This window comes from Ketobacter sp. MCCC 1A13808 (assembly GCF_009746715.1).
Taxonomy (GTDB): domain Bacteria; phylum Pseudomonadota; class Gammaproteobacteria; order Pseudomonadales; family Ketobacteraceae; genus Ketobacter.
On sequence record NZ_VRKW01000003.1, the window covers coordinates 240,843 to 267,656 of the forward strand.

Here is a 26,814-nt window from a genome sequence, read left to right on the forward strand (position 1 = left end):
AATCGCGTGGATCTGGATCTGATAAATAATGTTATGCAGGCGGCGGTGCGCACAGGCACGCCATTGTTGCTGGTGGCGCTGGGCGAAACGGTTGCAGAAAAAAGTGGCGTGCTGAACCTGGGCCAGGAAGGCATGATGTTGGTGGGAGCGGTCATGGGCTTTATTGTCACTCTGACTACAGGTAGTTTATTTTTGGGTTTTGTGTGTGCCATTCTGGCGGGCATTGTTATGTCGATGCTGTTTGGATTGCTGACGCTGAAATTGAACTCAAATCAGTACGCCACCGGATTAGCACTGACTATTTTCGGAACCGGGCTATCTGCCTTCATTGGTGCCGGATACGTGGGTAAGCCCGTTGTTGGACTGGAACCCTTTGCTATTCCTCTGCTAAATGAGATTCCGGTGATCGGCAAAGCTTTTTTCCAGCAGGATCTGATTGTTTACGGCTCATTTTTTCTGACGGCTTTTTTGATGTGGTTTTTCAGCGGTTCCCGCGCCGGGTTAATTGTGAAAGCCGTAGGCGAGAGTCCGGATTCTGCCAATGCAATCGGATTGCCGGTGCTGCGCACGCGTTTTTTAGCGGTGGCTTTTGGTGGCGCAATGGCGGGTCTGGCCGGAGGCTATTTGTCGTTGGCTTACACTCCGTTATGGGCAGAAAATATGAGTGCCGGTCGCGGTTGGATTGCGTTGGCGTTGGTGGTGTTCGCCAGTTGGCGCATCGGTCGGGTTATCTTGGGTGCGTATTTGTTTGGCTTGGCGAGCATTCTGCACCTGGTTGCGCAAGGGGTGGGCATTTCAGTATCCCCTAATCTGTTAGCCATGCTGCCGTACGTCGCGACCATTGTGGTGCTGGTAATGCTTTCCAGTAATGCCGCCCGCAATCGCTTATACGCGCCGGTGTCGTTAGGGCAACCGTTTTATAAAACCGGTTAGGCTTTCCTGACGTTTTAATTACCGCTTTACCGATAGGGCCGTGACCGATGACACGACTTTGGATTAAGCAACCCCTGGACCTGCTTTGCGATGAAGACGGTGTCACCGGTCTGGTCGTCGAAGGGGGGTGTATCAGCGAATTGCTGACCCACGATAAGCCACCCGCGCAGCCCTGTGACGTCACCTTTGACGCCCGTGAACACGTGGTGGTGCCGGGTCTGGTTAATTGCCATCATCATTTCTATCAAACCCTGACACGGGCACTACCGGCGGCGCTCAACCAGGAATTGTTTTCCTGGTTGAAAAACTTATATCCGGTTTGGGCTGGTCTGACTCCGTCGATGATTTCCCTTTCCAGTGAGTTGGCGCTGGCAGAGTTGATGCTGTCCGGATGTACACTGGCTGCCGATCACCACTATTTATTTCCGCAGGGCCTGGAAAGCGCCATTGATCTGCAGGTGGCGGCGGCGCAGAAACTCGGTATCCGGGTGGTGCTTACCCGTGGCTCCATGAGCCTGGGCGAAAAGGACGGCGGCTTGCCGCCGCAAACAGTGGTACAAACGGAACAAACCATTTTGGATGACAGTGAGCGATTAATCCGGACTCATCATCAAACCGGTGACGGCGCGATGGTGCAGATGGCCTTAGCGCCTTGTTCTCCGTTTTCTGTGACCACCGAAATCATGCGCGCCAGCGCTGATCTGGCGGCCCAATATCAAGTGGGGCTGCACACCCATCTGGCGGAAACCCTGGACGAAGAAGCATTCTGCCTGCAGCAATTCGGCCTGCGTACGGTGGATTATCTGGATTCGGTCAATTGGCTGCGTCCGGGCACCTGGTTAGCCCATGGCATTCACTTTAATGACGAGGAAATCGCCCGGCTGGGGGCTGCCAAAGTGGGCGTGTGCCACTGCCCCTGTTCCAATATGGTGTTGGCATCGGGTATTTGTCGTGCCTGTGAATTGGAAGCGGCCGGTTGTCCGGTGGGTTTGGGTGTGGATGGATCGGCCTCGAATGATGGTTCCAATATGGTGGGTGAAGTACGTCAGGCCATGATGTTACAGCGGTTGCGTTATGGGGCCGCTGCGGTCAGTCATTTGGATGCCTGGCGGTGGGCCACCCAGGGCGGAGCCGCCGTATTGGGGCGCAGTGATACCGGTCGTATCGCGGCCGGATTACAGGCTGATCTGGCGCTATTCAAAATGGATGAGCTGCGGTTTTCCGGTAGCCACGAACCCCTGGCGGCACTGCTGTTATGTGGTGCCCAGAAAGCGGATCGGGTGATGGTGGGTGGCGAGTGGACCGTGATTGACGGAGAAATTCCGGGTCTGGACCGGCATAAACTGATGGCCGATCATTGGCAGGCCGCGCGCACTTTGGCCGACCGCTGATCCGGCTTTAGTGCTTTAATCCCCTGCGCAGGCAGGCCAGCGTCAGGGCCCAGAATTCAGAGAAATCATTGACCACGACATCCGGTTGATGGGGGAAACGTTGGTTGCCGGGAAATATTTTATGCAGCCAGGTCTGATCCCATTGCGCGCCGTTGAAAAATACACTGGTGAAGAGTCCGGTTTTGGCGGCAATGACGTCGGTCGTACTATCCCCCACGTACCAGACATTTTTTCCCGGTTGAAACCCCATTTCAGCAGCGGCTTTAATCAGTTGGTCCGGATGGGGCTTGCGATTGGGGGTGTCGTCTCCGCACACCATCACATCGAACAGATTGGCCCAGGTGCCGGCTTCAACGGCTTTGACTTCGTGCTCGAAAAACTCACGATCGCGATTGGTAATCATGCCCACTTTAAGGCCGATGGCGCGTAAGCCCAATAATACTTGGCGCACCCCTGCTTCAAACGGCAACACGGTACCAAAGTGATTGCGATAATGCAGATTGAAAATCGAGTGCGCGACTTTTTTGGCTTCGAGATTCTCACCGAACAACACCTCGAAAATATCCGTGCGCGAGATTTTGCGGTCTGCTTTTATTTTCGGGTGCAGTTGCGCGTAGTTTTTAACGTACTCAACCAACTTGGCGTCATCCGGTGATTTACTCAGTTTGGAATCCACCAGTTGTTCCAGCAACCCGGTTTTCTTCAATTCCGGCAGCATATCGTCCACCGCGTGATACATCGCGTCCAGTGTGTCGACCAAGGTGGCATGCCAGTCAAACAGAATTAAGTCGGGCAACGTTAAGCTGGCAACCGATGGATGCCAATCGGGTTCAATGTGTTGCAATGGAGGTTGTGGCGGCGGGAAATAGGGCGGGCGTGCTTTTTCGACAATTTTTGGAAACGCAGTAGGGGCATTTTCCTGCACTTCCTGCAACAAATCCATTAATTCGTCCAGGCTGTTGATGATGGCATCGGGCCGGGCTTTCGGATTGGCAGAGAATAATTCTTGCAGGTAATCCTGATCCCAGCAGCCACCGTTATAAAAAATGGCGGTGACATCCGCATTGCGCGCGGTCACCATGTCCTGATAGCTGTCGCCCACATACCAGGTCTCGGGCCGCGGATAGGTATCTATTTGTGCCAACGTATAACGAATGATTTGAGGATCGGGTTTATACAGGGTGACTTCATCGGCACAGGTGGTGATGTCAATCAACCGCGGCCAGGAGCCATCGTCTACCGTTCGTACTTCATGATCGAAAAATTCCCGGCTGCGATTGGTTGCTACGCCGATGGTGAGGCCCAGCCGCTTCAGGGCAAACAGATACTCCCGAACACCTTCCTGAAATGGTTTTACCTTGCCGAAATAAGTGCGGTAATTTTTATTGTAAGCGCGGTGTGCGAGCGCTTTGGCTTCTTCATCATCACCGAAAATCGCATTGAATATTTCAGTGCGGCTAACGCGGCGTTCCAGCAATATTTTCGGGTGTAGCTTGCGAAACAGACGGATATAGCGAACCAGTTTTATATCGTCTTTGGTTTTGCATTCCGATTCCGGCAGCAGCCGTTCCACCAGTCCCAACTCTTCAATTTTCTGTAGTGTATCCGTTAAGGCGGTGATCATGGCGTCCTGGGTGTCCACCAGGGTGCCGTGCCAGTCGAACAAAATGGTTTTTGGGGTGGGGAGCAAAGGAACGTTTTTCACCGGGTTCAACTCCTGGTGTTTGTGTTTTGTTGAGCATCGTCAAAACCGATTGCACTGCATTAGCGCATGATGTGCCCGGTTTGTGCTGCGCAGCGTCGGCGCTGTCCTGATGATTATAGAGATAATGCTGGGTTTTCAATGGCTTGTCTATTTGGTCAGATTATTGCTAATAACAAACCTGTCTAATTGGACAGGTTTTGGGCCGGGTACCGCAAGCAAAGCCGCACAGGCGTTGTACGCCGCCAACATTATCATTTATACCATTGGAGCATTGCATGAGAAATTCGGGGATTAAAGCCTGGGTGGCGGGTTTGGCCGCCGCCTTGGGAATGTTGTTAACCGCGACCGCCGTCCAGGCCGAAGCACCGTTCAAAGTAGGATTTGTTTATGTAGGCCCAATCGGGGATCACGGCTGGAGCTATCAGCATGATCAAAGCCGGCTGGCGCTGGAAAAGCATTTTGGTGACAAAGTGAAAACCACTTATGTTGAAAATGTTCCGGAAGGCGCCGACGCCGAGCGGGTCATTCGCAATCTGGCCAAAATGGGGAACAAAGTCATCTTCACCACTTCATTCGGTTTTATGAATCCGACCGCCAAGGTAGCGAAGCAATTTCCCAAAGTGACCTTCCTGCACGCGACCGGATACAAGCGCACCAAAAATCTGGGCACCTATGTCTCCAAAACCTATGAGGGTCGTTATGTGGCGGGCTATGTGGCGGCGAAAGTCACGAAAAGTAATAAGATAGGCTATATTGCCTCGTTCCCGATTCCGGAAGTCATCCGCGATATTAACGCGGTGCAATTGGCGCTGAATAAATACAACCCGGAAGCAGAGTTGAAAGTGGTGTGGGTCAACACCTGGTTTGATCCGGGTAAAGAAGCGGATGCAGCCAATGCCATGATGGACCAGGGGGTCGATGTCATTCTGCAGCATACCGACAGTCCAGCGGCAATGCAGGCCGCCGAGCGTCGGGGTAAGTACGCCGTGGGGCAAGCTTCGGATATGTCCAGCTTCGGTCCCAAGGCGCATTTGATGTCGGTCGTGGATGATTGGTCGTGGTTTACCATTCACACCGTGCAGGATGTGATGGACGGTCAGTTTAAATCCCGGGACTTCTGGGGTGGCATGAAAGAAGACATGATCCAGGTGCCGGATTTCGGGCCAGCCGTACCCGAAGCGGTGGCAGCACATGCTAAGGAAATCATTGCGTCCATTATCGATGGCTCATTTAACCCTTTTACCGGGCCGATTAAAGACCAAAGCGGAAAAATCACCGTGCCCGACGGCAAGGAAATGTCACATGAGGAACTGGCGGCGATGAACTATTACATTGAAGGCGTCGACGGCACGATTCCGAAATAAAGCGGCGCACAGCGTCAAGCGTAAAACGGGTTCTGGATGCACATTGAGATAACCTATGCGGTTTTTTGCCTTGATCATTGTTGTCATCTCTACGGTAAAGAATACCAATGCACCGCTACGGCCAAAGGAGAATCGGATTGGATAGCCTACCCATTATTTCGGTCGCGAAATTGAGGAGTTCCGACGCGGCAGAACGACAGCAGGTGGCGGACGAATTAGGTCATGCCTGCCGTAACGTGGGGTTCTTTTATGTCGTCGACCATGGCATTCCGCAAACGTTGATCGACACCACCTTCGGTGAAGCAAAGCGTTTTTTTGCTTCACCGCTGCAAGACAAACAGGCGCTGTCTATCCAACGTTCCCAACATAATCGCGGTTACATCGCCATGGCTGACGAACGCCTAAATCCCGATGCCGGTGCAGATATGAAGGAGGCGTTCAATATCGGCGTTGATCTGCCGCCAGACCACCCCGAAGTGTTGGCCGAAAAGGCATTTCGTGGGGTGAACTTCTGGCCCGATCTGGCAGGCTGGAGACGAAACGTGGTGACCTATTTTGATGCCTGCCTTGATCTGGGGCGCTTGCTTCATCGCGGGTTGAGTCTGGATCTGGGATTGCCTGAAACGTTCTTTAGCGAACATCTGCGCATGCCGATTGCCACTTTGCGCATGCTCAGATACCCGGCTGCCAGTGGCGACCTAAATCGCGAAGATGGCGGCGCCGGAACCCATACGGATTACGGCAACATCACCCTGCTGGCCACTGATGGCGTGGCCGGTTTGCAGGTATCAGACCGCGACGGACGGTGGATAGAGGCGCCCCATGTAGCGGGTGCGTTCGTGTGCAACATCGGCGATTGTTTGATGCGATGGACCAACGACACCTATGTTTCAACGCCTCATCGGGTGAGGCCGCCACTTCGGGAGCGATTTTCGATCGCGTTCTTTCTGGAGGTCGATCCGGCAGCCGTGGTTGACCCGCGGCAACTATTTCCTGAACAAGTCCCTAAATATCAACCGGTTAGCTGCGCAGAATATTTGGCAGACCGGTTGGATGCGACCTATGGATTCCGTCAAAAGGAAACGTAAGTGAATGTAAACGAAATATTATGAAACAGGTCAATGTTCAAATGTGAATATTTACGTGATCTTTTGGGGAGATAAACCGTCTAATAACACAACTTGGCAAAATAAAGAGATATAGGAGTTGAGCCATGAAATTTACTTGCCCTTGTTGTGGATATAAAGCGGTTGAAGAGAGTGCAGAGCAATGTGCGCTCTGCAACTGGAAAAGCGACCCGTACCAGGCAATGGATCCTGACGACAATGCGGGCCGGAATTTAATCAGCCTACGGGAAGCACAGCATCGTTTTATTGCCCTGAATAAAATGGTCACTGATTTTAAGAAAGATTCTAAATGGTGTGCCTTTGCAGCGCCGAAGAGTGAATCCGGCTGTGAGAGCTGGATCATTCGTTATTTTGAGCCCCACTATTGTTAATGACGCCAGTTGCAGCAATAACCTCCCGTTACCTATCCGGTTGACGGGGGTTATTGCTTTGGTGTCGGGCTTAGCTTTGTTGAGGCGGACCCGCCATAGCCCGATACAGGTTTACCATCGCCAACGTCAGTTGCGTGCGGCTTTGTACCAGCTGAGCCTGGGTTTGAATTAACTCCTGTTCTGCCGCTAACACCTCAAAGAATCCGATGTAGCCCTGCTCGTATCGCGATCGCGCCAGTTTAGCCGCTTGCTCGGCTGCATCTGATGCCCGATTGAGCCGTTGGCTTCGCTGCTGCTCCTGTTGGTAGCGCACCAGTTGCGTTTCGGTCTCTTCCAATGCGACCAACAGGGTTTGCTGATACTGTGCCAAAGCGGCCTGCGCTTCCGCGTTGGCGCTGTCCACCCGTGCCTGTACACGTCCAAAATCCAACGCCGCCCACTGGATACCGATGCCGCCACCGTGGTGTTCGGCGGAAGCGGAAAAGAGATCATCTGCATCCAGTGCAAACGAACCGATGAGTCCCCCCAGTTGAAAACGCGGAAACCAGTCGGCAGTGGCGACACCGATGGCCGCTGTGTTGGCAGCGAGGCGTCGTTCTGCGGCACGAATATCCGGGCGACGCCGAAGTACGTCACCAGGTGAATCCAGAGGGATAGAGGGTAACTGCGTTGGCCAGTTCACTTGCGTTGCCAATCGTTTATTTAATTCGCCGGGTAGCTGCCCGCTGAGGACGGCAATGCGGTGCATGTGCGCGGCAATATCCGCACGCAATAAAGGCAGCAAGGCACCCGTGGATTCCCATTGTGCCTGCGCCCGCACTTGGTCAAACTCAGTACCGCGACCGGCATTAACCCTTGTATCGACAATGTCCAGAGACTCCCTTTGCAATTCCAGATTGTGTTGTGCTACCTGCATTTGCTGCTGCAAACCACGTAATTCAAAATACTGGGTTGCCATCTGGCCAACCAACGCGATCTGCAATGCGTCGAGGTCGGCGGCTGTGGCATCCAGCAGTCCCTGCTGTTGCTCTACGCTGCGACGGAGGCGACCGAACAAATCCAGCTCCCAGCTCAGGCTGGCGTCGACATTGTATTGCTCAACTCTTTCCGCATAAGCCGGCGGAGCGCGCTCCGATAAGGCAAGATGTTGTTCGCCGGCATTGGCACCTATAGCAATGTTCGGTAACCGGTTGCGTTTGGCACCGCGTAGCAGTGACGCCGCGCGATCATAGTTCGCCAGTGCTGCCCGTAAATCGTAATTCGCCGACAGCGTTTCAGTGATCAATTGCGCCAGCACCGGATCGTCAAAACCCTGCCAGAAAAGATTTTGCTGTGGACTGTTACCGCCTTTTTCCGGAGTGGGTGACTCCGGCTCGTTATAAAACGTTGCAGGGGGCTGGCTATCGGGAGTTTTATAATCCGGGCCCACCATGCACCCTTGTAACAAAACGGCGGTCAGCGTTAAGCCGGAGATGGGCTTTAGTAACTTAAACATGTACTTCTCCTGTTTCTATTCCAGGGGTGTGGGCGTTGGTTTCAGGATGCGTTTTCACGGAGTTCTTGGCGAGTTTACGCAAAGCCACGTAAAACACCGGAGTCAGAAGCAGTCCAAACAGGGTTACGCCGATCATGCCGGTGAACACCGTTACGCCCATCGCGTTGCGCACCTCGCTGCCAGCACCGCTGGCCATAACCAGGGGCACGACTCCTGCGACAAAGGCGACCGAGGTCATGATGATGGGGCGTAACCGTAATCGGCACGCTTCCAGTGCCGCCTGTACTGTGTCCATGCCTTCCATCTCCAGCTCACGGGCAAACTCCACAATGAGGATGGCGTTCTTGCAAGCCAACCCCATCAAGACCACCAGCCCCACCTGGACAAAGACATTGTTGTCGCCACCGTTGAGCCAGACTCCGAACAGAGCGGCCAGCAAACACATTGGCACTATCAGGATCACCGCCAGCGGCAACACCCAGCTTTCATACAGGGCAGCCAAAACCAGGAACACCAGCATCAGGGCTAACGGAAACACCACCAGCGCCGCTTGGCTCTGATTGATTTGTTGAAAACTGAGGTCCGTCCACTGAATGTTCATGCCGTTAGGCAATACCTGTTGCGCGATGGCGGCTACCGATGCCAGGGTTTCACCGGAAGACAGCAATGCCGGATCCGACTGTCCTATCAAATCAGCCGCAGGGTATCCGTTGTATCGGATTACCGGATCAGGTCCGAAACTTTGTTTCAGTTCCACCACGGTACTGAGTGGCACCATGTCGCCCTCGACATTACGGGTGTAAAGATTTCTCAGATCGCTTTCTTCATCGCGAAAAGGTGCATCGGCTTGCGCCATTACCCGATAAGTGCGGCCAAACAGGTTAAAATCGTTGACGTAGAGCGAGCCGAAATACAGTTGCAGGGTACTGAACACATCGTCCAGTCGCACTCCCAGTGCCTTCGCCTGTAAGCGGTCCACGACGGCATCCAATTGCGGAACGTTCGCCTGATAGGAGCTGATGGGAAAATTCAGTCCGGGTTCTTGGCTGAGCGTGCCTGCCAGCTGATTGGTTACAGTTTGCAGTGCGCCATAGCCGTCGCCAGCACGATCCTGAACATATAGGCTATAGCCTGAACCGGCACCCAGCCCGAAGATCGGTGGCGGCATTAAGGTTAGGGCAAAACCCTCTTTAATCTGAGCCAGCTTGCCGTTAAGTTCGTCTTTGATTTGCTCTGCACTGCGATCCCGGATACTGAAATCATCGAATAGAATAAACACCGTACCTACGTTCGGCGTGTTCGTGCGCTGAAGCGCATTAAAGCCGACAAAAGCCGCAGCGTGGGAAACCCCTTCGGTTTCCAATGCCAGCTCGCTGACTTGACGGGCTACCGCTTCGGTTCGCTCCAGGGATGCGCCTTCCGGTAACCGGATACTTCCCACCAGATAGGTTTTATCCTGAGTAGGAATAAAACCACCGGGCACCTCATTGAACATCAGTACCGTTGCTGCCAGCAGCAAAGCATACACACCGAACACCCAGCCGCGACGATTCAAGTTACGTCCGACCATGCCTTGGTAGCGTTCCGCATTGCGATTAAAAAAACGGTTGAAGGGGCGAAAAATCCAGCCGAAAACAACCTGGATCAACTTGGCTAAGCGATCCGGATCCGCATCATGGGGTTTCAAAATATTGGCGGCCAACGCGGGTGACAAAGTCAGAGAATTAATAGCAGAAATCACTGTGGCAATGGCAATGGTGACGGCGAACTGCCGATAAAACTGACCGGTGATGCCATCAAGAAAAGCCATTGGAATGAACACGGCACAGAGCACCAGACTGATGGCAATTATCGGCCCGCTTACTTCGCGCATGGCTTGGTGCGCAGCGGCCAGCGGAGTGAGTCCTTGTTCGATATTGCGTTCCACGTTTTCCACCACCACGATGGCATCATCCACCACGATACCGATCGCCAACACCATCCCGAACAGGGTTAGCGTGTTAATGGAGTAGCCCAGCATATTGAGCAGGGCAAAAGTACCGACGATGGAAACCGGAACCGCGAGTAGCGGAATGATCGAGGCACGCCAGGTTTGTAAAAACAGGATGACGACGAGTACCACAAGCAGCACAGCCTCCAGTAATGTTTTGATTACTGCCTCAATGGACGTGCTGACAAACACGGTGGGATCGTAGGCCACTTCCCAAGTCAGGCCTTCGGGAAAGCGGGCTTCCAGTTCAGTCATCTTGTCGCGCACGGCTTGCGACACTTCAAGCGCATTGGATCCGGGAGACTGGAAAATAGGTAGTGCGACGGCCTGCTGCCCGTTTAGCAGGGCTCTTAGGGTATCCTGGGACGACGCCAGTTCGATGCGGGCTACGTCCCGCAACCGGGTAATTTCACCATTGTTTCCGGTTTTCAGAACCACTTCACCAAATTGCTCAACGCTGTCGAGTCGGCCTTGAGAATTTATAGAGATTAAAAAATCCGAACCTTGCGGCATGGGGGCGGCTCCCAGTTGTCCGGCGGACACTTGCATATTCTGCTCGCGCACCGCATTGGCAATGTCATTGGCGGTGATATTCAGGGCCGCTGCCCGTTGCGGGTTCACCCATAACCGCATGGCGTAGTCACCGGAACCGAATAAGCCTGCTTCACCGACACCGGGAATGCGGGCCAATTCATCACGAATATGCAGGACAGCGTAGTTACGGATATAGGTGGCATCGAAACGATCGTCCGGCGATACCAGGTGCACCGCCATCATCAGGTTGGGCGATTGCTTTTGTGTTGTCACACCTTGTCTGCGAACGTCCTCCGGCAGGCGCGGCAACGCTTGTGTCACCCGATTCTGTACTTGTACCTGGGCTTGGTCGGGGTCTGTGCCCAGCTCAAAGGTGACGGTCATGACCAGCGTGCCATCGCTGCCCGCCACCGATTTCATGTAAATCATGTTTTCCACCCCATTGATGGCTTCTTCTATGGGCGTGGCAACGGTCTCGGAAATGGTTTTCGGATTGGCACCGGGGTAGCGGGCGGTAACCTGCACGCTGGGCGGCACCACTTCCGGGTATTCACTAACAGGTAATAGGGGAATGCTGATCAGCCCCATGACGAAAATAATAATGGACAGCACCGATGCGAAAATAGGGCGATCCACAAAGAAGCGGGAAAATTTCATGACAAGGCTCCCCCGGGTGCTGATCGCGGAGCGACGTCCGCGATACACCGAGTGTGTTTGGTTGAAGAATTGGATTTAACTAAATGGACTTTGCGACGCAGACCGAATGATCGGGTTACAGCGCTGGGCTGTCCGGCATCGGCGCTGCTGCAATTTGATCCCGCGGCGAAGCCAAGTTGACCAGTTGGGGCTGAACCTGGGTGCCGGAGGCTTGTACTTTCTGTAACCCGTTGACAATGATACGTTCTCCGGGCGTCAAGCCTTCATGAATCACCAGTTTCCCATCAACTTTGCGGCCGGGGTTCACTTCCCGTCGCGCGGTCAGATTGGCGTCGTCCACCACATAAACAAAGCGGCGATCCTGATCCGTCATCACCGCTTTCTGGTCTACTAACACCGCGTGTTGCAGATGGCTGACGGGCACTTCCACGCGAGCGAACTGACCCGGTTTAAAAAAGCCATCGGGGTTGGCGAGCACCGCGCGGTATTGCAGTGTGCCGGTGTTGCGGTTCAATTGGTTGTCGACAAAATCCAGTTGTGCACGGTATGGATATTCCGTGTCGCCACTGATGCCCACTTTGACCATGGAACCGGTTCCGAAACCGGCCTTGTTCTGGTTGCGGGAATAGGTTGCCTGATCTGTTTCGAAATACACGTAGACCGGATCCACTGATACCAGCGAGGTCAATAAGGTCTGGTCGGCATTGGCTAAATTCCCACGCGTCACATAGGCGCGGCCGACGCGACCATTGATAGGCGACTTTACCTGGGTATAGGCCAGTTCCAGTTGGGCGTTGTCGAGACTGGCTTGCGCGGAAGCAACATTCGCTTCGGCACTGGCCAGGTTGGCCGCCCGTTGGTCGAACTCCTCGCGGGAAATGGCTTTTCCTTTCAGCAGGCGTTGCGCCCGTTCAGCCTCGGATCGGGCCAGTTGTTGCACATTGAGGGCGCGTTTCAGGTCCGCCTCGGCAGAGCGTTGGTGCGCCTGGTATGGGCGAGGATCAATGACGAATAGCAAGTCGCCTTGTTGAACCAATTGGCCTTCCTCAAAATGGATTGAGTCTATGTAACCGCTTACCCGGGGGCGTAATTCGACGCTCTCACGGGCAGCAACGCGTCCGGTAAAAGAGTCCCAAAGGGTGACGTCCTCCTGGTTGACTTCCATTACATCAACAGCGGGAGGGGGCGGCAGGGTGTTTTCCTTTGCTTGCAGATCGGCCGGGTTGCAGCCATTCAAAAGCAGCGGTGTAGCAACAAACAGGGAGGCCATCAGCAGCCTGAAAGGGAAAGGGCCGGATTGGCGCACCTGGCCGGAAAAAAATCGGTATGGAAACTTGGTGTTCATGACGTTGATACCCCATCAAAAGTCTATGAATGCAGCGGATTAGTACCATCGCTATATTAGGGGGTGGGGGCTGTGGGCGGTATCGTATTGCTATCCGGTGATTGCCTATTTCTGCCTGGATCGGTGAAAGCGCGGGCAGGAGGGGAGGCTTTATATATGACAATAATGGGGCAGATTGTCCGATATACGGCCATTATGAGGCAGTTTTGTTGGTCGAAGACTTGCCGGTCATCGGGTTATCGCTTGCCTATTTGTCCATTCCTGCCCAATACTTGCCTAATCCTATCAAAGTTTGCAAGCCGCCACCGGAAGCACCAAGGGCGGGCGTATACTGATTGACGTGGTTATTTCCGCTTTCCGTTTCCACTGCCTACTCAATGAGGAATTTTCTGTGTCTGCCAACAGTACCCAGGTTATTCACGACGGCGTCATCAGCCGTCATCAGCATCAGAAGCTGGTGCAGAATATTTTGCGCCGCACCCCGGAACAGGGGGTGCAGGATTCACCCATTCCCCAGGTAAGTTTGATTCGCACCGACAGTCCGAGCAGTTGCACCTCCTCCATTTATGAGCCGAGCCTGGGATTTATTATCCAGGGCAGCAAAACCATTCAGCTGGGAGATCGGGAAATTGTATACGATGAGTTGAGCTATCTGGCGACCTGCGTTTCGTTACCGGTGTTGGGTCAGGTCATGCAGGCTTCGGATGACAAGCCTTATCTGGCGATCAAGCTCGCCCTGAACCCGCAGGAGATAGCCGACCTGTTATTGCAGATGCACGGGCAAAACGAACCCAGTATGGAAGAAGAACACTGTCCATTAGTGACCTGTGGTTTGCAGGTCGCTCATATGGATCACGCGTTACTGGATTCCATTGCGCGGCTGGTTGCGTTGCTGGACACACCTAAGGACATTGCGGTTATTGGCCCGCTGATACGGCGGGAGATTTTGTATCGGGTATTAATGGGCGAATTAGGGCCGCGCATCCGGAAGTTTGCCTTGGTGGATCACCAGGCCAGCCGGGTGTCGAAAGTGATTGCGTTGCTAAAGGATCGCTTTTCCGAGCCGTTGCGGGTGCGCGACCTGGCCGACGCGGTGAATATGAGTGAATCCGCCCTGTTCCGCAGTTTTAAGGAAGTGACGCGTATGTCGCCGGTGCAATTCCAGAAGCGCCTGCGCCTGTATGAAGCCAGACGATTGATGATGGCGGAAGGACTGGAAGCCGCGACCGCCAGTTTTCGCGTGGGCTATGAAAGTCCGTCGCATTTTAGCCGTGAATACAGTCGCCTGTTCGGCGCGTCGCCCAGATCGGACGTGGTGCGCCAGCGTGGTGACAATCGGGAGCGGGCGGTCTAGGCGGTCGATTTGGGTTTGGATTTCCTGGTGCCGGTTTTTTTCTTTGTCGCAACGGGCTTGTCTGTATCCGGTTTAGCCACGGCAGGCTCACGCCGGTCCATTTCTTCCAGCCACAATAAACTTTCACCTAAAATAGCGAAGCGGCTAACGTATTTCGGTGACAAGTCACGCATGGTGGAAAGGGCGCTGATCAATAGTTTGTGTGCGTTGAGCGGGCCGGGATCTTCCGGTGCGCGCAAAAGTGCCTGAGTAATCAAGGTGTCGTCGTAATGCTTTCGGGTCAATAGTTGTAAGCGGCGTCCGGCGGCAAGACTCTTCACCGGTTGGGTGGTGCCAGGTGCAGTCTCATTGATGAGCCCGGTTAACGTTGCTACGGTTTCCTGATCCTGTTGCGAAAAAAGATTGTCAATGGCCGAGCTTTGTTGCTGCTCTTCCTGGGTGAATTTGAGATTGGATAATTGTTCTGTTAGTAGCGCTAGTAAATGACCGGCGTCCTCTTTGCTGGCTGACGCCAAACGCTGTGCCCGTCGTATAACGGTTTTGAAGTTACTTTGCTGGTGCAGTGCCTGCAAATCACGGATTTGCGGGTGTTGAGCAAGTGCTTGGAGTGGCTGCGCTGACTGCTGTTTTAGCTGCTCGTAATCGACCGTATACGAATCCACAGCGACCTGAAGTTTTTTCAGTAATATCCGGCGAACCCCTTCCCGCTGTTGGCTGGCCCGTTGCCATAACGCTTCCATATAACGGAAACGCACAGGATCGAAACCCTGCGCACCTTGCGATGTTAATTCAGCAAGTCGCTGCTTCAACTGTTCCTGTTGGCTGACCGGATGCGCAATCGCTGTCATATTTTTAAAACTCCGTAGCTTTGGGAACCGGTGCCATTTCCACACGACGGTTTTGGGAGCGGCTTTGATTATCCTGATTTGGAACCACAGGTTGCTGGGCACCAAAAGCAGCCGCAAATACCACCTCTGCCGGCATGCCTTCGTCAATCAGTTCCCGTGTCACGGTGAGCGCCCGTTGTGCCGACAATTCCCAATTGTCTCTGAAATGCAGATTGCCCTTTTGAATGGGCAAGTCATCGGTAAAACCGCTTACCATCAGAATCTGATCATGTTGATCAAGGTAAACCTGCAAAGGTGCAACCAGGGTTTTCAACAACTTTTGGCCTTCCGGTTGCAGCTCAGCGGAATTAATCTGGAACAGAACGCTGCCACTAATCCCGATACGCCCGTCTCGCAGGGTAACGCGCCCGGTGGCTAATGGATCGGCCAGTGCTTGCTCCAATGCCATGCGCCTGCGCTCCGCTTCCTGTCGCTTCTGAATTTCCTGGTCCAGGGTTTGTGATAATTCCAACTGAAACCCCAATGCCCAAATCAGTATCAATACAAACACCCCCACCAGCCCCGACATCAAATCGCCGAAGATGGCCCAGATAGGCGGGTCTTGTGAAATGCCTTCGTCCAATTCCTGCATTAGCTTGGCCTTTCGCTGTTGTTGCTCATCTGGCGCAGTTGTTCAATTACTTCCTGTTGCGACAACAGACTGTGGTCGATTATTTCGCGGGCTTGCGCCACGTAATAACCCAATTGCTCATCGTTGCGGGTGGTGGAATTTTGCAGTGAATCTTCAATCCGGTTCAGATGCTCTATTAACAGCCCATTGGATTCGTTGAATAGATTTACGGCTGCACCGAAAGCGTCGCCCAGGCTCGACATTTCACTTGTGCTACCGGAGAAATGGTCGACGATCTTAGTCAGTTTGGCGGTTTCCGATTCGATGTGATGATTAAACTTCGCGCCTACTTCATTCAAAATACCGGTGGAATCAACGGCCATTTTTTCGATGGCAGATCGTTGTTCTGCTGTGGTCTGTTGAAGGCTATCGGTCAAGCGATTCAGTTCGCTCATCAAACGCTGCCGCTCTTCCAATAACAGATTATCCCGTTCGCTGTTGTTGATCATTTCGGTACGCAACTGCGCAATCACTTCGGCCGCGGCGCGGGGTGCTTCCGACGCGCTTTCTATTAATCGCGACATGGGCTGTTCCAATGCATTGCCCAATGTTGCCAACTGTTCTGCTACCGTGGTTTGCAATTGCGCCAATCGCTCCACTGCTGCTTGGCCGCGTTTGGCTTCGGCATCGTTCAGGTCATTTAATTTTTCACTGATCGCTGACGTCAGGCCCTGTAGCTGCAGGTCGCTGTTTTCCAGCCAGCTGGCTTCAGTGTCGATACGCTTTTGAATGAGTGCATCGGAAGAGGTGATGAGCTGAGACAATTCTTTTAGCAATTCGCGGGAAGCGGTTTCGGCGTTGTGGCTGATCGCTTCCGCTGACGATTGCAATGATTGGGTGATCCGGCCAAAACAGTGATCCCAGTTTTTCAGACGCTCCTGCTCGCATTGTTGTTGCGACGATTGCCAACTGGATTGCGCTGAATTCAGCGTCGCCAACTGCTGCTCGAAGCCGGTGTTCCAGGCATCAGACACAGCACGATTGGAGGCAGCAACCTGTTCACTTAATTGTTGTATCTGTTGGCCGCTACGTTCCATTAATTGCTGGTGAGTGCTTTGCGCGTCCTGCTGAATGGATTCCATCATCTGGCGAAAGATAGGTTGCAGACTTTCACCGGCCATACGTCCGCTGGTCGCCAGGCTATCTTTCAGGGACTGCTCCACTGAATTCGCCAGATCCGTATAAAGCGTTTTGGTCGAAGCGTGAAGTTGCTCCTGGTTGGCTATCATTTGACGGCCCAGATTCTCACTCATCTGTTCCAGTTGCTGCGCTAATGTGTTGAGCTTACCGGCAACGTCAGGCAGCACCTGTGCCTGTTGTTGCAGTGCGTTATAAGTTTGTTGGCGGTGATAGGCCAACGAGAATGACTGAAAGTCCGTTGCTACTTTGCGATCCAGCTGTTGCGCCGCCAGCATACGGTCACGACGGCACAGGGTGGAGGCAAAGCCGAGCATAGCAGAGGCGGCAACACCGGCCACCGAGGTGCCAAACGCCAAGCCTAATCCGGCAATGGGCGCGGCTAATCCCGCCCGAATCGCGCTTAATTCGGTACTGCCTTCCAAGGCGCTGACGGCCCCCTGCAGGGTGTCCACCATGCCGACAAAGGTGCCCAACAACCCGAGCATCACCAAGAGGCCGACCAGGTACGGTGTCAGTACCGGGGTTGGTAAACCCACCCGTTCGCCTTCAATACGCAGACGAACGGAGTTTTGCAAAGACGGATGTAAGCTCGCCAACCATTGATTTAAAGCTGCCTCATCTCCAGCGGTCCGAGTCAAGGCCTGGTGCAACGTGGCGGTGGCAGCCTGATAGTGATGAAGTTCCATAAAGCCGATCACATAGGTGACCGCGATAATCAAGGTCACAATCAAGGCCAGGCTGTTCGCGCCGATAAAGCCGGCACCCATCCAGAGAACAGTTAGCGAGCCCAACAAAAAGGCAATAGTGGATAAGGTTTTAGTCATCAAATGCAATCTACCTTGTTTTGGCTATTTTGGTCGGTTGTGTTGGTCTCATGAGTTGGTTCTTCCTCCAGAGCTTCAATTAAGCCCATCACCGGCTGTAATCGGACTTCCAGTTCTGCCAGCAGCAGGGTTCGCATTTCACGGCAGAACGATTCTTGCCAGGGTGCTGCCGCATCCTGCTGCAAAAAAATGAAACGTTTATGCAGTAATCGGGGAATGGCGGCAAACACCACGCGGGATTGCGCGGCCAGCGCACTGTCTAGTGCCAGATCCAATTCTGCCAGCTGCGCCAGTCGTGTGCTCTGGGCAGCAACTGCCTTGCGAGCGCGCGAGCGCAGTTGTGGGATCTTACTTTCCATGGTGCTTTGCTGCAGCAGATAGAACTTCTGCAACGGCTTGAAATCGACGCCCCCTACGTCGTCGATTTTGGTTTTCAGAATGATACGCACTAACCCGGCCCGTTCCCTCAGAAACGCATCGCGGATGGCGTCGGGGGAGTCAATGCAGGGCTCCGGCTTGGCTTTGGTGACCTCATACAATCCGTCCGCCAGGCGAATAGAGTCCGCCAGATTGATAAACAACGCCAATTTTTCAGCAAATTGCCGGTGGGGAATCTGGATATCGGCTGCGATCAGGTTAGATAAAAGTGAGATCAGGCGCGAACGATTCGGCGCGGCCTGGGGTAACCCATGGGTCATATCATTCCAAAGTCTGAAAAAGTGCGGCAAATGTCGCTAATCGCACTGAAATTGCACGGTTATTCATGTAGTTATTGATAGTGTCTTCGAAAGGAATTATCGCTGATTTTTGGTCAGATTCAAGGAACGGTTACCTTAGTGAGGTAGGGGAGGGATCAGCTGCCCTGTGCGCGCCTTATTTTTAACGCTCGACTGTCTACACAACAGGTAGTAAGGCGCCATCACGTTCCGTGATCGCCTGATCCAATATTTTCTGACTTTCTTTGAAGGACCTTGACATGATTCGCTCGCTCATTTTTATTGTGATATCGATGCTTTCCGACACCCTGTTGGCATCTGCGCAGACTGACCCCGTTGAAATAGCCCGCTCCAATCTTGCGGCAAGTATTGCCACCTTTGCAGAGAAACAACAGCAGTGCGATGATCAGTCGGCGGTTCTGTCGCCAGGCCCGATCAAAGCGCTGGGCTTGAGTGAGCAACAGCTCAAAGACGTGTTAACCTACCATTTCCTGAAAGCATCCGTCGAGTGTACCCATGCTGAAGCAGCAGAGGCGATCGTCAATGCGCGATTGTTTAAAGACCTGCAGCCGCTGATGATGCAACACGAAGAGGATGGCAGTTCATTGTTTACAATGGAAATGGTCAAATTATTAAAATTGGAAGCGCAATATAATGCGCTACCGAACGCGCAGCGTAAATCCATCGATGCCATAGAAGCGCTTCATAAACCCTTTAGATTAATTGAATCTGCAGAAGCGTTAGGTTTATGAGCTAACTGGGTATTTAAACACGGGTTCCAGAAGCATTTCCACAAACTCGGAGCTGTGCAGCCTTGATAGGCTGTACTTTAATAGATTCAAAAGGAGGCCAGTAAAATGAAAGTCGGGCGTAATGAGCTTTGTCCCTGTGGCAGTGGGAAAAAGTACAAGCGCTGCTGTATGGATTCTGCATCAAAGCAGCATGCTGAAATTTTCGATGACTTCGCTCAAGCCGTAGCGATGACCCCTGACCTTACTCTGGACGAGTTAAATCTGGTTGCTCAGCATAAAATGAATGAGCGTAATAATCGTGCGAATGAGGATTTTTGCGGATTAACCCCGACACAAATGGCCAATTGGCTTTATGCTCCGTTTAGCGAGCTAGAAGGGGTACACATTACGGTGCCTAACGATTTGTCAGCCAGTCCGGTGATGCGGTATCTGTCTCTGATTATTGACGAAATCGGCCAGCAAGGCGGCTCAATAAAGGCCACAGCCAAAGGCAACCTACCTGTAAAGCTGGTTAAGCAAGCGAGCGAGCTTTTGCCTGAGTTCGCCGTATCTGAGTTTGAGACCGTGCCCGGTGTTAGTGAGTATAGGGGGAGTAACGAAGACCAATTTAATGCCTTGCATTACACCCGGATATTGGCGGAAATATCCGGGATCATATATTTGAAAGGCGGGCATTATTATGTGGAAAAAAAGGCTCAAACTCAGGGTCTCGCAGACTTCTTCTTGCCTATGTTAGAAACCGCCGTTCGGCGCTACAAATGGAGTTATCTGGATGGCTGGTCAGAAGAAGTTGATCTGCAACCCTTTTGGCTGTTTATGCTTTGGCGGCTGCAAACGCATTGCTCGGTAGATAAATTAAATAGCGAAGTAAGTACCGCCTTTCCGGATTTGCTTAAGCAAATTCCACACGATGAATATTTCTCGCAGCAAGACCAATTAAATTCGATGATCGACTCACGCTTTGTGGTACGGTTTTTACAGTTTTGGGGTTTTTTGACGATCGATCCGAGGAGGTATATCGGTGGCGTACGAGTGCTGCGCGAGGCAACGGTTCTGCCGCTGCTAAGGCAAAGTTTTGCATTTTCAGTCTAACCGGCCGCCAGGCCTGTATCATGCAATTGTTTCATCATAACGAGATGGCGTTGTAGTGGTTCGATCAACGCTGGATGGAGTGGAACCTCTCCATCTTTTGTGCGTACAGTAGAGAGCGTCTATGCGAAGAAAAACCATAATGTGGATATATAGGAGCTTCCGACATTTGCTTCCAGGATATACCGAAGGTCTCGTGAATGGGTTGTTGGGCATCTCGAAAGTTTCTGAATTTGCAGGCCTGGATATCCCGAGACTTTTGGTTTTTTCTGGTTGATTCTATATTCTATACTTTTCGATAATTGATTTAAAAAATAGGTTAGTAGAACAGGGCATGGATATATTGGAGGGTTCGGTTCACTAAGTTGTTAGCATTCAGGAGGTTCACACCTAAATGTTCAAAATTCGATTTCCATTCCGGTTGCCATCTGGGCAAGATTTAACTCAATATGATGAAGCGTTGGTAGTAGGAAGTCTAAGAATGTCATTGGAAAAAGAGTCTGGATATCATTGCCTGCATATTGAAGGCTTTGAATCAGAAGAGAATGCTAAAGATTTCTTTAAAAAAATCGATTCTGGACTTAAATACGTCACTTTGAATACTGGACTTTCAGTCCTTTCTGAATTCGAACTGCAAAACATAAAATATGAAGAAGATCCAGAAGAGGCAAGAGTAAACTTATCCAAAAGCCTCAATATGGAATTTGGAGAACCTGTCGATGCACACATTGATGGTGCTCGACCAGCAATTTATCTTTCAGAGAAAAAAATAACTAAAATAACAGCTGGCGATGTTACTTTAACGCTATCTCAATCGTCAGAAAAATTCTTGGAGTTATTTGCAAAGACAATAGAGTTTAAGACTGCAGAAAACGTAGGAAATGACGAAAAGTTTATTTCTGCGCTTGAGCTATATTCTGGTCACTTTTTGGAGGCAACACCAAGGGCAAAATTCTTAACTCTCGTGATGGCGCTTGAAACCCTAGCCACGCCGACGAAGAGAACTGATAATGTGTTACAACTCATCGATAAGTGGAAAGAGGAAGCTGATGACGAGCTACACCAATTAAGCAAAGATAGTGATGATTATCTGTCTTTAGAGTCATTATCTAGGGAATTACTCTTTAGAAAAGAAGATTCTATTAGAAGAAGAATAAGAAATTACGTTTTTAATATAGCTTTTACCGACGAAAGTGAGATTGCTTCCGATTTGGCTAAAAGTGCTCTTAAGGTTTACGACTTCAGAAGTGACTTAGTTCATGGGCGGCGAATCGATAAACAGGAACTTTCAGATCAACTTTCCAAAGCTAAAGAGATTGTTCTAAAGGTATTAATATATAAGTTTGAGAATGAAATTGGCATCAGTTAACAATGTTAAATGCTAAAAATAAACGTTCCTAATGAATGCCGAGAAAGAGCTGAGAATAATTGACGCTTGTGAGCGTGGCGCCGTTGGTGTTGATCGAGGGCATAAATGGGCTGCGTTGTTTCGCGGTGTTATGACTCAGATAAAGTCAGGAGCTTTGAATGAACAATTTCGATTGGCATAGTGATCAAATCACAAAAAGTACGCCAGTAGACAAGGGATATCGAAACACACAAAATGTTCGTCGTTTTTTGAAAGAGGTATGTGGATCAAATTTTAGGTTTGATAGGAAGTTTATGGATTGGGTGAAGAACGGTGAGCCCAAAACAATGGGCGATGTAGCATCAGAATGGCTACGACGTGAAAAAGTTTAAATCGTAGATGTCATGGAATTAGCCGAGAGCCACTCAAATCTGTAATAAATGATAGCGTTAGATACGGGTTTTTAGCGCCGAAGTTCGAATACACCTGCATTAAAAATGGGTTTGGCTTTGTTTAATACCGGGGGGCATTCTAACTGGCCTATTGTATCCAGTTGGTGTATTCAAGATTCTTCCAGACAAGTCGTTTCGGAAGGTCAGCACCCAATATATTCAAGAGCAAATATCGTTATGGAGCGATCAGTTGCCTAACCGGCGTCTCCAACCAGACGCCCGCGCCGGGCGTTAGGCGCGAAACGAAGTTTCAATCATTATGAGTGATTTTCCAACGTGCCACTTACACAGTGTGAACGACGCTGGCGCACTGACCAGGGTATATGCCCTCGCCAGGATACTGGTCGCAAACCAGCCTGGTTAATTGTCGTCTAATAGGGATACGTCAAATACTTACTTTAATAGGCCAGTTGATAAAACTCTAAATGCATCAATTGCCTTTGGAAGGACTTCGTCCGGTGTGTCACTGGCAGCAACCCACAGAGCCGCGTTTAAAGCTGCACCATTAATTAGCCTAGCAGCAGCTTCTATATCAACTTCCTTCAAAATGCCTCTATCAAACATCGTTTCTAGAGTTTTGATTGTAGACTGAAGGCAACCACTTTGGCTTGGCCATTGAGACGGATCGCCTAAAAACGCTGGTCCGTCTAGAAGCACTATTCTTTGGACCTCTGGAACTATCGCCATTTCTATGTAGGCAGCCCCTTCTGCTAACAGACCTTCCCATGCATCTTTGTGCTTCTCTCCTTCAGCGTGTGCCTTTATTGCCATTTCAGAGTCTATTTGATCTACAACAGCGGCTAGCAGTCCCACTTTGTCGCCAAAGTTGTGATAGAGAGCACCCCGCGTCATGCCTACGCTTGACGTCAAATCATCCATTGAAGCTGCGGTGAATCCTTTTTTTGCAAATGCCGCTCTAGCAGCCGTGATCAATTTTGCCTTGGTTTCTGCCATTTTTTCTAAGCGTTTATTCATTACTTTAAACTCCTTCATATACGCAGCGTATATGAATTTGACATTCGTCGCGTATATGAATTATATTCGAATACGCACCGTATATGAAACTTTCCATCTGGAGCATGTTGTGTTTCGAAAGCGCTCATTAGCAGAAGCACAGTCTTTAATCAGAATTGTACTTATTGAGGTGAAACATGTCACAACGTGAAGCTGTTTTCCCAGCAGCATCAGAACGCCACGCTCTTTATCAGGAGCATGGCTATTCAGCAGCAATCAGGTCTGGTGATCTTTTATTTGTATCAGGACAAGTAGGAAGCCGATTGGATGGAAGTCCCGAGCCTGACTTTAAAAGACAGGTGGAGTTGGCCTTCGAAAATTTAACTAATGTTTTGAAAGCAGCAGGCTGTACTTTCGACGACATCATTGATGTTACAACCTTTCATACTGACCCAGAAAATCAGTTCGAAACCATAATGGAAGTCAAACAAGCTGTTTTCAGTACTACGCCTCACTCAAATTGGACAGCTCTAGGCGTGAATTGGCTTGCTGGCTTTGACTTTGAAATTAAAGTTGTCGCTCGTATTCCATAAATCATCTGAGAACACTTTATTCAATGACCATTTAATATCATGAATGTATAGGGATTTGTCTAAATGCTACTGGGCTTATATTTCCAATTAGCACTGTGTCGGCGATTTGCGCTCATGCTGCATCTCAGCTCATGGATCTTGAGCAATCGTTGATAATCATGAGAACATTACTGGCTTCCACCATCAGAATGTACGATTGCTCCTGTAGGCATTGTTCGCTTCCATAGCGTCATTTATAGCGCATCGCACGCATGCCAGTGAAGCTGTCATGCGTTCTGACATGGCCCAACCAACGACCTTGCGACTGAACAGATTCAGCAGTACTGTCAGATAGAGCCAGCCCACGCCGGTCCATAAGTAGGTATTGTCACCCACCCATTTGAGATTGGCAGCTTCTGCCACAAAATCCTGTTGTAGCAAATTGGGTGCGACTGGCAAATTATGATTTAAATTCGTCGTCGCTTTGAATTGCTTGGCTCCTTTACCACTATCAAGCAGGGCATTTATCTTGGTATCACGCTCATCCTGCCGGACTTTGGAGGGGGAAAAGTCCTGTATTTGCAATTAAATAGCAGGGCTCTTAGGACATTCGTGGAAGGGTAAAAAACTATTCCAGATTCTGGATCTGCTCATTGAGTAGCGGCCTTGACCCTAACAAACTCAACGAGTTATCGAAAAGAAACCGTTCAAAAATGCCTGTTTGCCCACCAAACTGCCCACCACTTGCCTATGGCTTTTACTAAATCTGAGTGGTTAGCAATGGAAAAACAGTACCGTTTTTATGCTGCTGTTAGGGTCTAAAAATAGCAGTTTTGAAAGGCTTTATCGAGCATGATTTCCGTCAACATAATTTGGCCATTTTTGCTGGTTCTACGCGATAGTGGTGAGTCAGCAGAAAGCTGAAATAGACATTATCGTGTCCATTTTAATAGAAATAAGCTCAATATGGATACTATGATATCCAATCATGATGAGCCTGAGTATCGAATGGCACTTATCGAGGTCTACAGAGTGTTACCTTTTAAGTAACTTTATGTAGACCTCTAACCGCTGCATTTCCCCGTTCAGTAAAATACACTGATGAGTACCCAGCTTGCATTTTACATTTTTACGCGCGGAAAAGTGTTGTGGCGTTCTATGCGAGGATAAAGCAGTCCTTCAATAGTTCTCTTTCTTCTTTGCGGATGCCCGCTTGTTGGGCAAGGCTTTCCCATTGTGAAACGGCTTTTAACAATCTTTGGTGGATGGCCTTGGCTTTACTTTCAGTAACGTGAAAATACTCTGCAACGTCAAATGCTAAGTCAATCGAAAGCGCGTTGCTTACGTCATCAATATTAAGGTGTAGACCAGAGGCGTATAACATAGGATTGATATCGTAGGCAGGAGATAGCCGCCAACCAGTCGACTCCAGAATGAATCCATGATTTCTAAGATGATCATCACAATTAGATACCATGATATTAAACAGTATTCTGGTCCAAAGTTGTTCAAGATCTGCCTGAGTATTCGAGCCGTGTTGGATCAGAAACTCAGCCAGCTCTAAGTAACTTGCCCCTTCATCCTGGCCATCGAAGTACTCTAGTTGAGTCATCGCAGAGCTGAAGTGTAGCCGCTTCCCTGTTTCGGTACGGTCGAACCTTTTTGTTAAAAAAATACGATGTCTGCCAATGGCTTCAACTTTTGACTCAGCCATTTCGATGCCAGACTCTATGGCCATTTGATAAACAATGAATTCCCACAAGCCAATATCGTAATCATCGTGACGACTAGGAAACTTAGCTAACCACAAAGTATCATCGTGATTTCTTATTGACGCCTTTGGCCTGGCCCCACCTAGTGATGAACCCGGTGAGATCAGCATATTGAGCCATTTCAGATAATCTGGATTATCTAAATCCGGAGTTTCTTCGATTTTGTTGGCGGCATGTTGTAGCTCGGGTAAGCTGGTCATTGCGGGCGCTGCCAGCTCATGGCTATCGTCTAAAAATGGACCCGTTGGCGATGTACAAAAGCGCAGCGCTCCCATGCGAAATGAATCGTGAACACCTAATAAGTAATCCGTCTCGTATAGGTTTTTTGCTCGCCGTTTTTCTTGTCTAGCAACCACCGCTTCTCTGCGTTGCATTAACAATCGGCCCCAACGGTCAGGGCATGAGTCGAGAAATGTTTTGAAATTCTTATCGTCCTGCGCATGTTGCTCGCCAACGAATAGTTTTAAAGAAGGGTCAATCTGGCGAACATAATCGGAAGTTAGCCATGTCTCGTCATAACTAAAGCTAAAATGTTCTTTGCCTCTAATTTCTGACGATCGTAATGTGCCAACTAATATAGGGTCGGTTGACTCAGTCCAATCAGCATAAACGTAGATTTCCATATTGCGACACTCTTATTTTTTTTTCAGCAATTGGATGTCTTGCAGCTTTCTTCCCAGCTCGTCATCAAAGGCGACTTTGGCTAGGTCTTCCAAGAGACCTAAACAGGCTAATACGTTGACATAGTGACCAAGTGAAACGGAAGGATCGCCCTTTAGGATTTTTCGTAACGTTGGTTTAGACAGACCCGTTCTTTCGTGCAGCATTTCTTGGGTAATGCCGCGACGCTTCATCGCCAGAGTTAAGTTCTCGCCCAAGATGCTTAACACCTTTTTGTGCTTTGGAAAAACGACGGCGGTGCGCTTTGCTGTTGATTTGATGGCATTCATAGTGAAACTATATTTTCTTAAATATTCAGATAGTGAAAGTATAGCTTCACTTTTAACTTTGAGTAAAGTGACCATTTGATATGGTTAAGCAGGTCAAAGTGAAACTATATTTTCATTTTTTACAATATAGAGAAGTTATAGTTTCACTTTCATTCTTTGCCTCACACTCCAAGTGTTGTAACACACCTCTTACCCCTTGGGCTTTTGGGGCAGTTTGGGCAAAGCCTTAATTCACGCCATTTAGCCACATACCAACCCTATCCACACGGCAATAATTACTTGGGGCATTATGTAAATTCTGGGGCAGCTAGCTACCTGTAACCTCGGAAAGCTGCACGATCTGGGCATTTACCTGCCTACTGCGTCCGTTTAGTACTGGCAAACTCCTAACTGAACTTAACAGATCAGTGAGGAAGCAAACGATGAATCCAACCACACAATCATCCGCAACATCAACACAC

The 26,814-nt window shown here is 50.4% G+C and carries 22 protein-coding genes and 1 pseudogene; 11 read left to right on the forward strand and 12 right to left on the reverse strand.

What is annotated here, in order from left to right:
* The first annotated feature begins 6 nt into the window (after positions 1-6).
* Together FT643_RS07920 and FT643_RS07925 are read left to right on the forward strand one after the other, a co-directional pair.
* Positions 7-933 (forward strand): ABC transporter permease, encoded by a 927-nt coding sequence (locus tag FT643_RS07920; protein ID WP_317621972.1) that lies wholly within the window; start codon positions 7-9, stop codon positions 931-933.
* A gap of 47 nt (positions 934-980) precedes the next feature.
* The gene (locus tag FT643_RS07925; protein WP_156870846.1) at positions 981-2,324 is read left to right on the forward strand and encodes an 8-oxoguanine deaminase; all 1,344 of its coding nucleotides are present in this window, start codon (positions 981-983) and stop codon (positions 2,322-2,324) included.
* 7 nt (positions 2,325-2,331) lie between these two features.
* Here FT643_RS07925 and FT643_RS07930 read toward each other — a convergent pair whose 3' ends face one another.
* On the reverse strand, positions 2,332-4,029 hold the full coding sequence (locus tag FT643_RS07930) for an HAD family hydrolase (protein WP_317621973.1): 1,698 nt from the start codon (positions 4,027-4,029) through the stop codon (positions 2,332-2,334).
* A gap of 275 nt (positions 4,030-4,304) precedes the next feature.
* Between FT643_RS07930 and FT643_RS07935 the strand changes: the two genes are divergently transcribed.
* The 3 genes from FT643_RS07935 (at position 4,305) to FT643_RS07945 (ending at position 6,891) form a co-directional block, all read left to right on the forward strand.
* Positions 4,305-5,393, forward strand: a complete 1,089-nt coding sequence (locus tag FT643_RS07935) for a BMP family ABC transporter substrate-binding protein (RefSeq protein WP_156870847.1) — start codon at positions 4,305-4,307, stop codon at positions 5,391-5,393.
* Between the two features lie 137 nt (positions 5,394-5,530).
* Positions 5,531-6,481, forward strand: a complete 951-nt coding sequence (locus tag FT643_RS07940) for an isopenicillin N synthase family dioxygenase (protein WP_156870848.1) — start codon at positions 5,531-5,533, stop codon at positions 6,479-6,481.
* A 125-nt stretch (positions 6,482-6,606) separates the two neighbouring features.
* Positions 6,607-6,891 (forward strand): CPCC family cysteine-rich protein, encoded by a 285-nt coding sequence (locus tag FT643_RS07945; RefSeq protein WP_156870849.1) that lies wholly within the window; start codon positions 6,607-6,609, stop codon positions 6,889-6,891.
* 70 nt (positions 6,892-6,961) lie between these two features.
* Here the strand turns inward: FT643_RS07945 and FT643_RS07950 are convergent, their stop codons facing one another.
* The 3 genes from FT643_RS07950 to FT643_RS07960 form a co-directional block, all read right to left on the reverse strand.
* On the reverse strand, positions 6,962-8,386 hold the full coding sequence (locus FT643_RS07950) for an efflux transporter outer membrane subunit (protein WP_156870850.1): 1,425 nt from the start codon (positions 8,384-8,386) through the stop codon (positions 6,962-6,964).
* Positions 8,379-11,567, reverse strand: coding sequence for an efflux RND transporter permease subunit (locus FT643_RS07955; RefSeq protein ID WP_156870851.1), 3,189 nt, complete (start codon positions 11,565-11,567; stop codon positions 8,379-8,381). The genes FT643_RS07950 and FT643_RS07955 overlap by 8 nt, the downstream gene beginning before the upstream one ends.
* 115 nt (positions 11,568-11,682) lie before the next feature.
* Positions 11,683-12,912, reverse strand: coding sequence for an efflux RND transporter periplasmic adaptor subunit (locus tag FT643_RS07960; protein ID WP_232339991.1), 1,230 nt, complete (start codon positions 12,910-12,912; stop codon positions 11,683-11,685).
* A gap of 391 nt (positions 12,913-13,303) precedes the next feature.
* Between FT643_RS07960 and FT643_RS07965 the strand changes: the two genes are divergently transcribed.
* On the forward strand, positions 13,304-14,266 hold the full coding sequence (locus FT643_RS07965; protein WP_317621974.1) for an AraC family transcriptional regulator: 963 nt from the start codon (positions 13,304-13,306) through the stop codon (positions 14,264-14,266).
* Here FT643_RS07965 and FT643_RS07970 read toward each other — a convergent pair.
* Genes FT643_RS07970 through FT643_RS07985 form a run of 4 tightly spaced genes read right to left on the reverse strand, consistent with a single transcriptional unit; the run spans position 14,263 to position 18,446 of the window.
* Entirely contained in the window at positions 14,263-15,114 is an 852-nt protein-coding gene (locus FT643_RS07970) for a DUF2894 domain-containing protein (RefSeq protein ID WP_156870852.1), read from the reverse strand. The two genes, FT643_RS07965 and FT643_RS07970, sit on opposite strands and share 4 nt — an antisense overlap.
* 4 nt (positions 15,115-15,118) lie before the next feature.
* Positions 15,119-15,745, reverse strand: a complete 627-nt coding sequence (locus FT643_RS07975) for an OmpA family protein (protein ID WP_156870853.1) — start codon at positions 15,743-15,745, stop codon at positions 15,119-15,121.
* Entirely contained in the window at positions 15,745-17,748 is a 2,004-nt protein-coding gene (locus tag FT643_RS07980; protein ID WP_156870854.1) for a hypothetical protein, read from the reverse strand. Before FT643_RS07980 ends, FT643_RS07975 begins: the two co-directional genes overlap by 1 nt.
* Positions 17,748-18,446, reverse strand: a complete 699-nt coding sequence (locus FT643_RS07985; RefSeq protein WP_156870855.1) for a DUF3348 family protein — start codon at positions 18,444-18,446, stop codon at positions 17,748-17,750. The genes FT643_RS07980 and FT643_RS07985 overlap by 1 nt, the downstream gene beginning before the upstream one ends.
* A gap of 278 nt (positions 18,447-18,724) precedes the next feature.
* Between FT643_RS07985 and FT643_RS07990 the strand changes: the two genes are divergently transcribed.
* The 4 genes from FT643_RS07990 (at position 18,725) to FT643_RS08005 (ending at position 22,045) form a co-directional block, all read left to right on the forward strand.
* A complete protein-coding gene (locus tag FT643_RS07990; RefSeq protein WP_156870856.1) occupies positions 18,725-19,216 on the forward strand; it encodes a hypothetical protein in 492 nt (163 codons plus the stop codon).
* A gap of 105 nt (positions 19,217-19,321) precedes the next feature.
* On the forward strand, positions 19,322-20,308 hold the full coding sequence (locus tag FT643_RS07995) for a YecA family protein (protein ID WP_156870857.1): 987 nt from the start codon (positions 19,322-19,324) through the stop codon (positions 20,306-20,308).
* A gap of 391 nt (positions 20,309-20,699) precedes the next feature.
* Positions 20,700-21,674: a HEPN domain-containing protein gene (locus FT643_RS08000; protein WP_156870858.1), complete on the forward strand. Its 975-nt coding sequence runs from the start codon at positions 20,700-20,702 to the stop codon at positions 21,672-21,674.
* A 158-nt stretch (positions 21,675-21,832) separates the two neighbouring features.
* Positions 21,833-22,045, forward strand: coding sequence for a DUF6434 domain-containing protein (locus tag FT643_RS08005; protein WP_156870859.1), 213 nt, complete (start codon positions 21,833-21,835; stop codon positions 22,043-22,045).
* Positions 22,046-22,498: 453 nt separating this feature from the next.
* On the opposite strand, the gene FT643_RS08010 is transcribed toward FT643_RS08005, so the two are convergent.
* Positions 22,499-23,080: a TetR/AcrR family transcriptional regulator gene (locus tag FT643_RS08010; protein ID WP_156870860.1), complete on the reverse strand. Its 582-nt coding sequence runs from the start codon at positions 23,078-23,080 to the stop codon at positions 22,499-22,501.
* 176 nt (positions 23,081-23,256) lie between these two features.
* On the opposite strand from FT643_RS08010, the gene FT643_RS08015 reads away from it, so the two are divergent.
* Positions 23,257-23,652 (forward strand): RidA family protein, encoded by a 396-nt coding sequence (locus tag FT643_RS08015; protein WP_156870861.1) that lies wholly within the window; start codon positions 23,257-23,259, stop codon positions 23,650-23,652.
* Positions 23,653-23,759: 107 nt separating this feature from the next.
* On the opposite strand, the pseudogene FT643_RS08020 reads toward FT643_RS08015, so the two are convergent.
* From FT643_RS08020 to FT643_RS08030, 3 genes and pseudogenes are all read right to left on the reverse strand, one after another.
* A pseudogene (locus tag FT643_RS08020) lies at positions 23,760-24,135 on the reverse strand (DDE-type integrase/transposase/recombinase); the annotation flags it as partial.
* A gap of 652 nt (positions 24,136-24,787) precedes the next feature.
* Entirely contained in the window at positions 24,788-26,026 is a 1,239-nt protein-coding gene (locus FT643_RS08025; RefSeq protein WP_156870863.1) for a type II toxin-antitoxin system HipA family toxin, read from the reverse strand.
* A gap of 12 nt (positions 26,027-26,038) precedes the next feature.
* Complete coding sequence (locus FT643_RS08030) at positions 26,039-26,353, reverse strand: helix-turn-helix domain-containing protein (RefSeq protein WP_156870864.1); 315 nt, start codon at positions 26,351-26,353, stop codon at positions 26,039-26,041.
* Positions 26,354-26,814 lie beyond the last annotated feature (461 nt).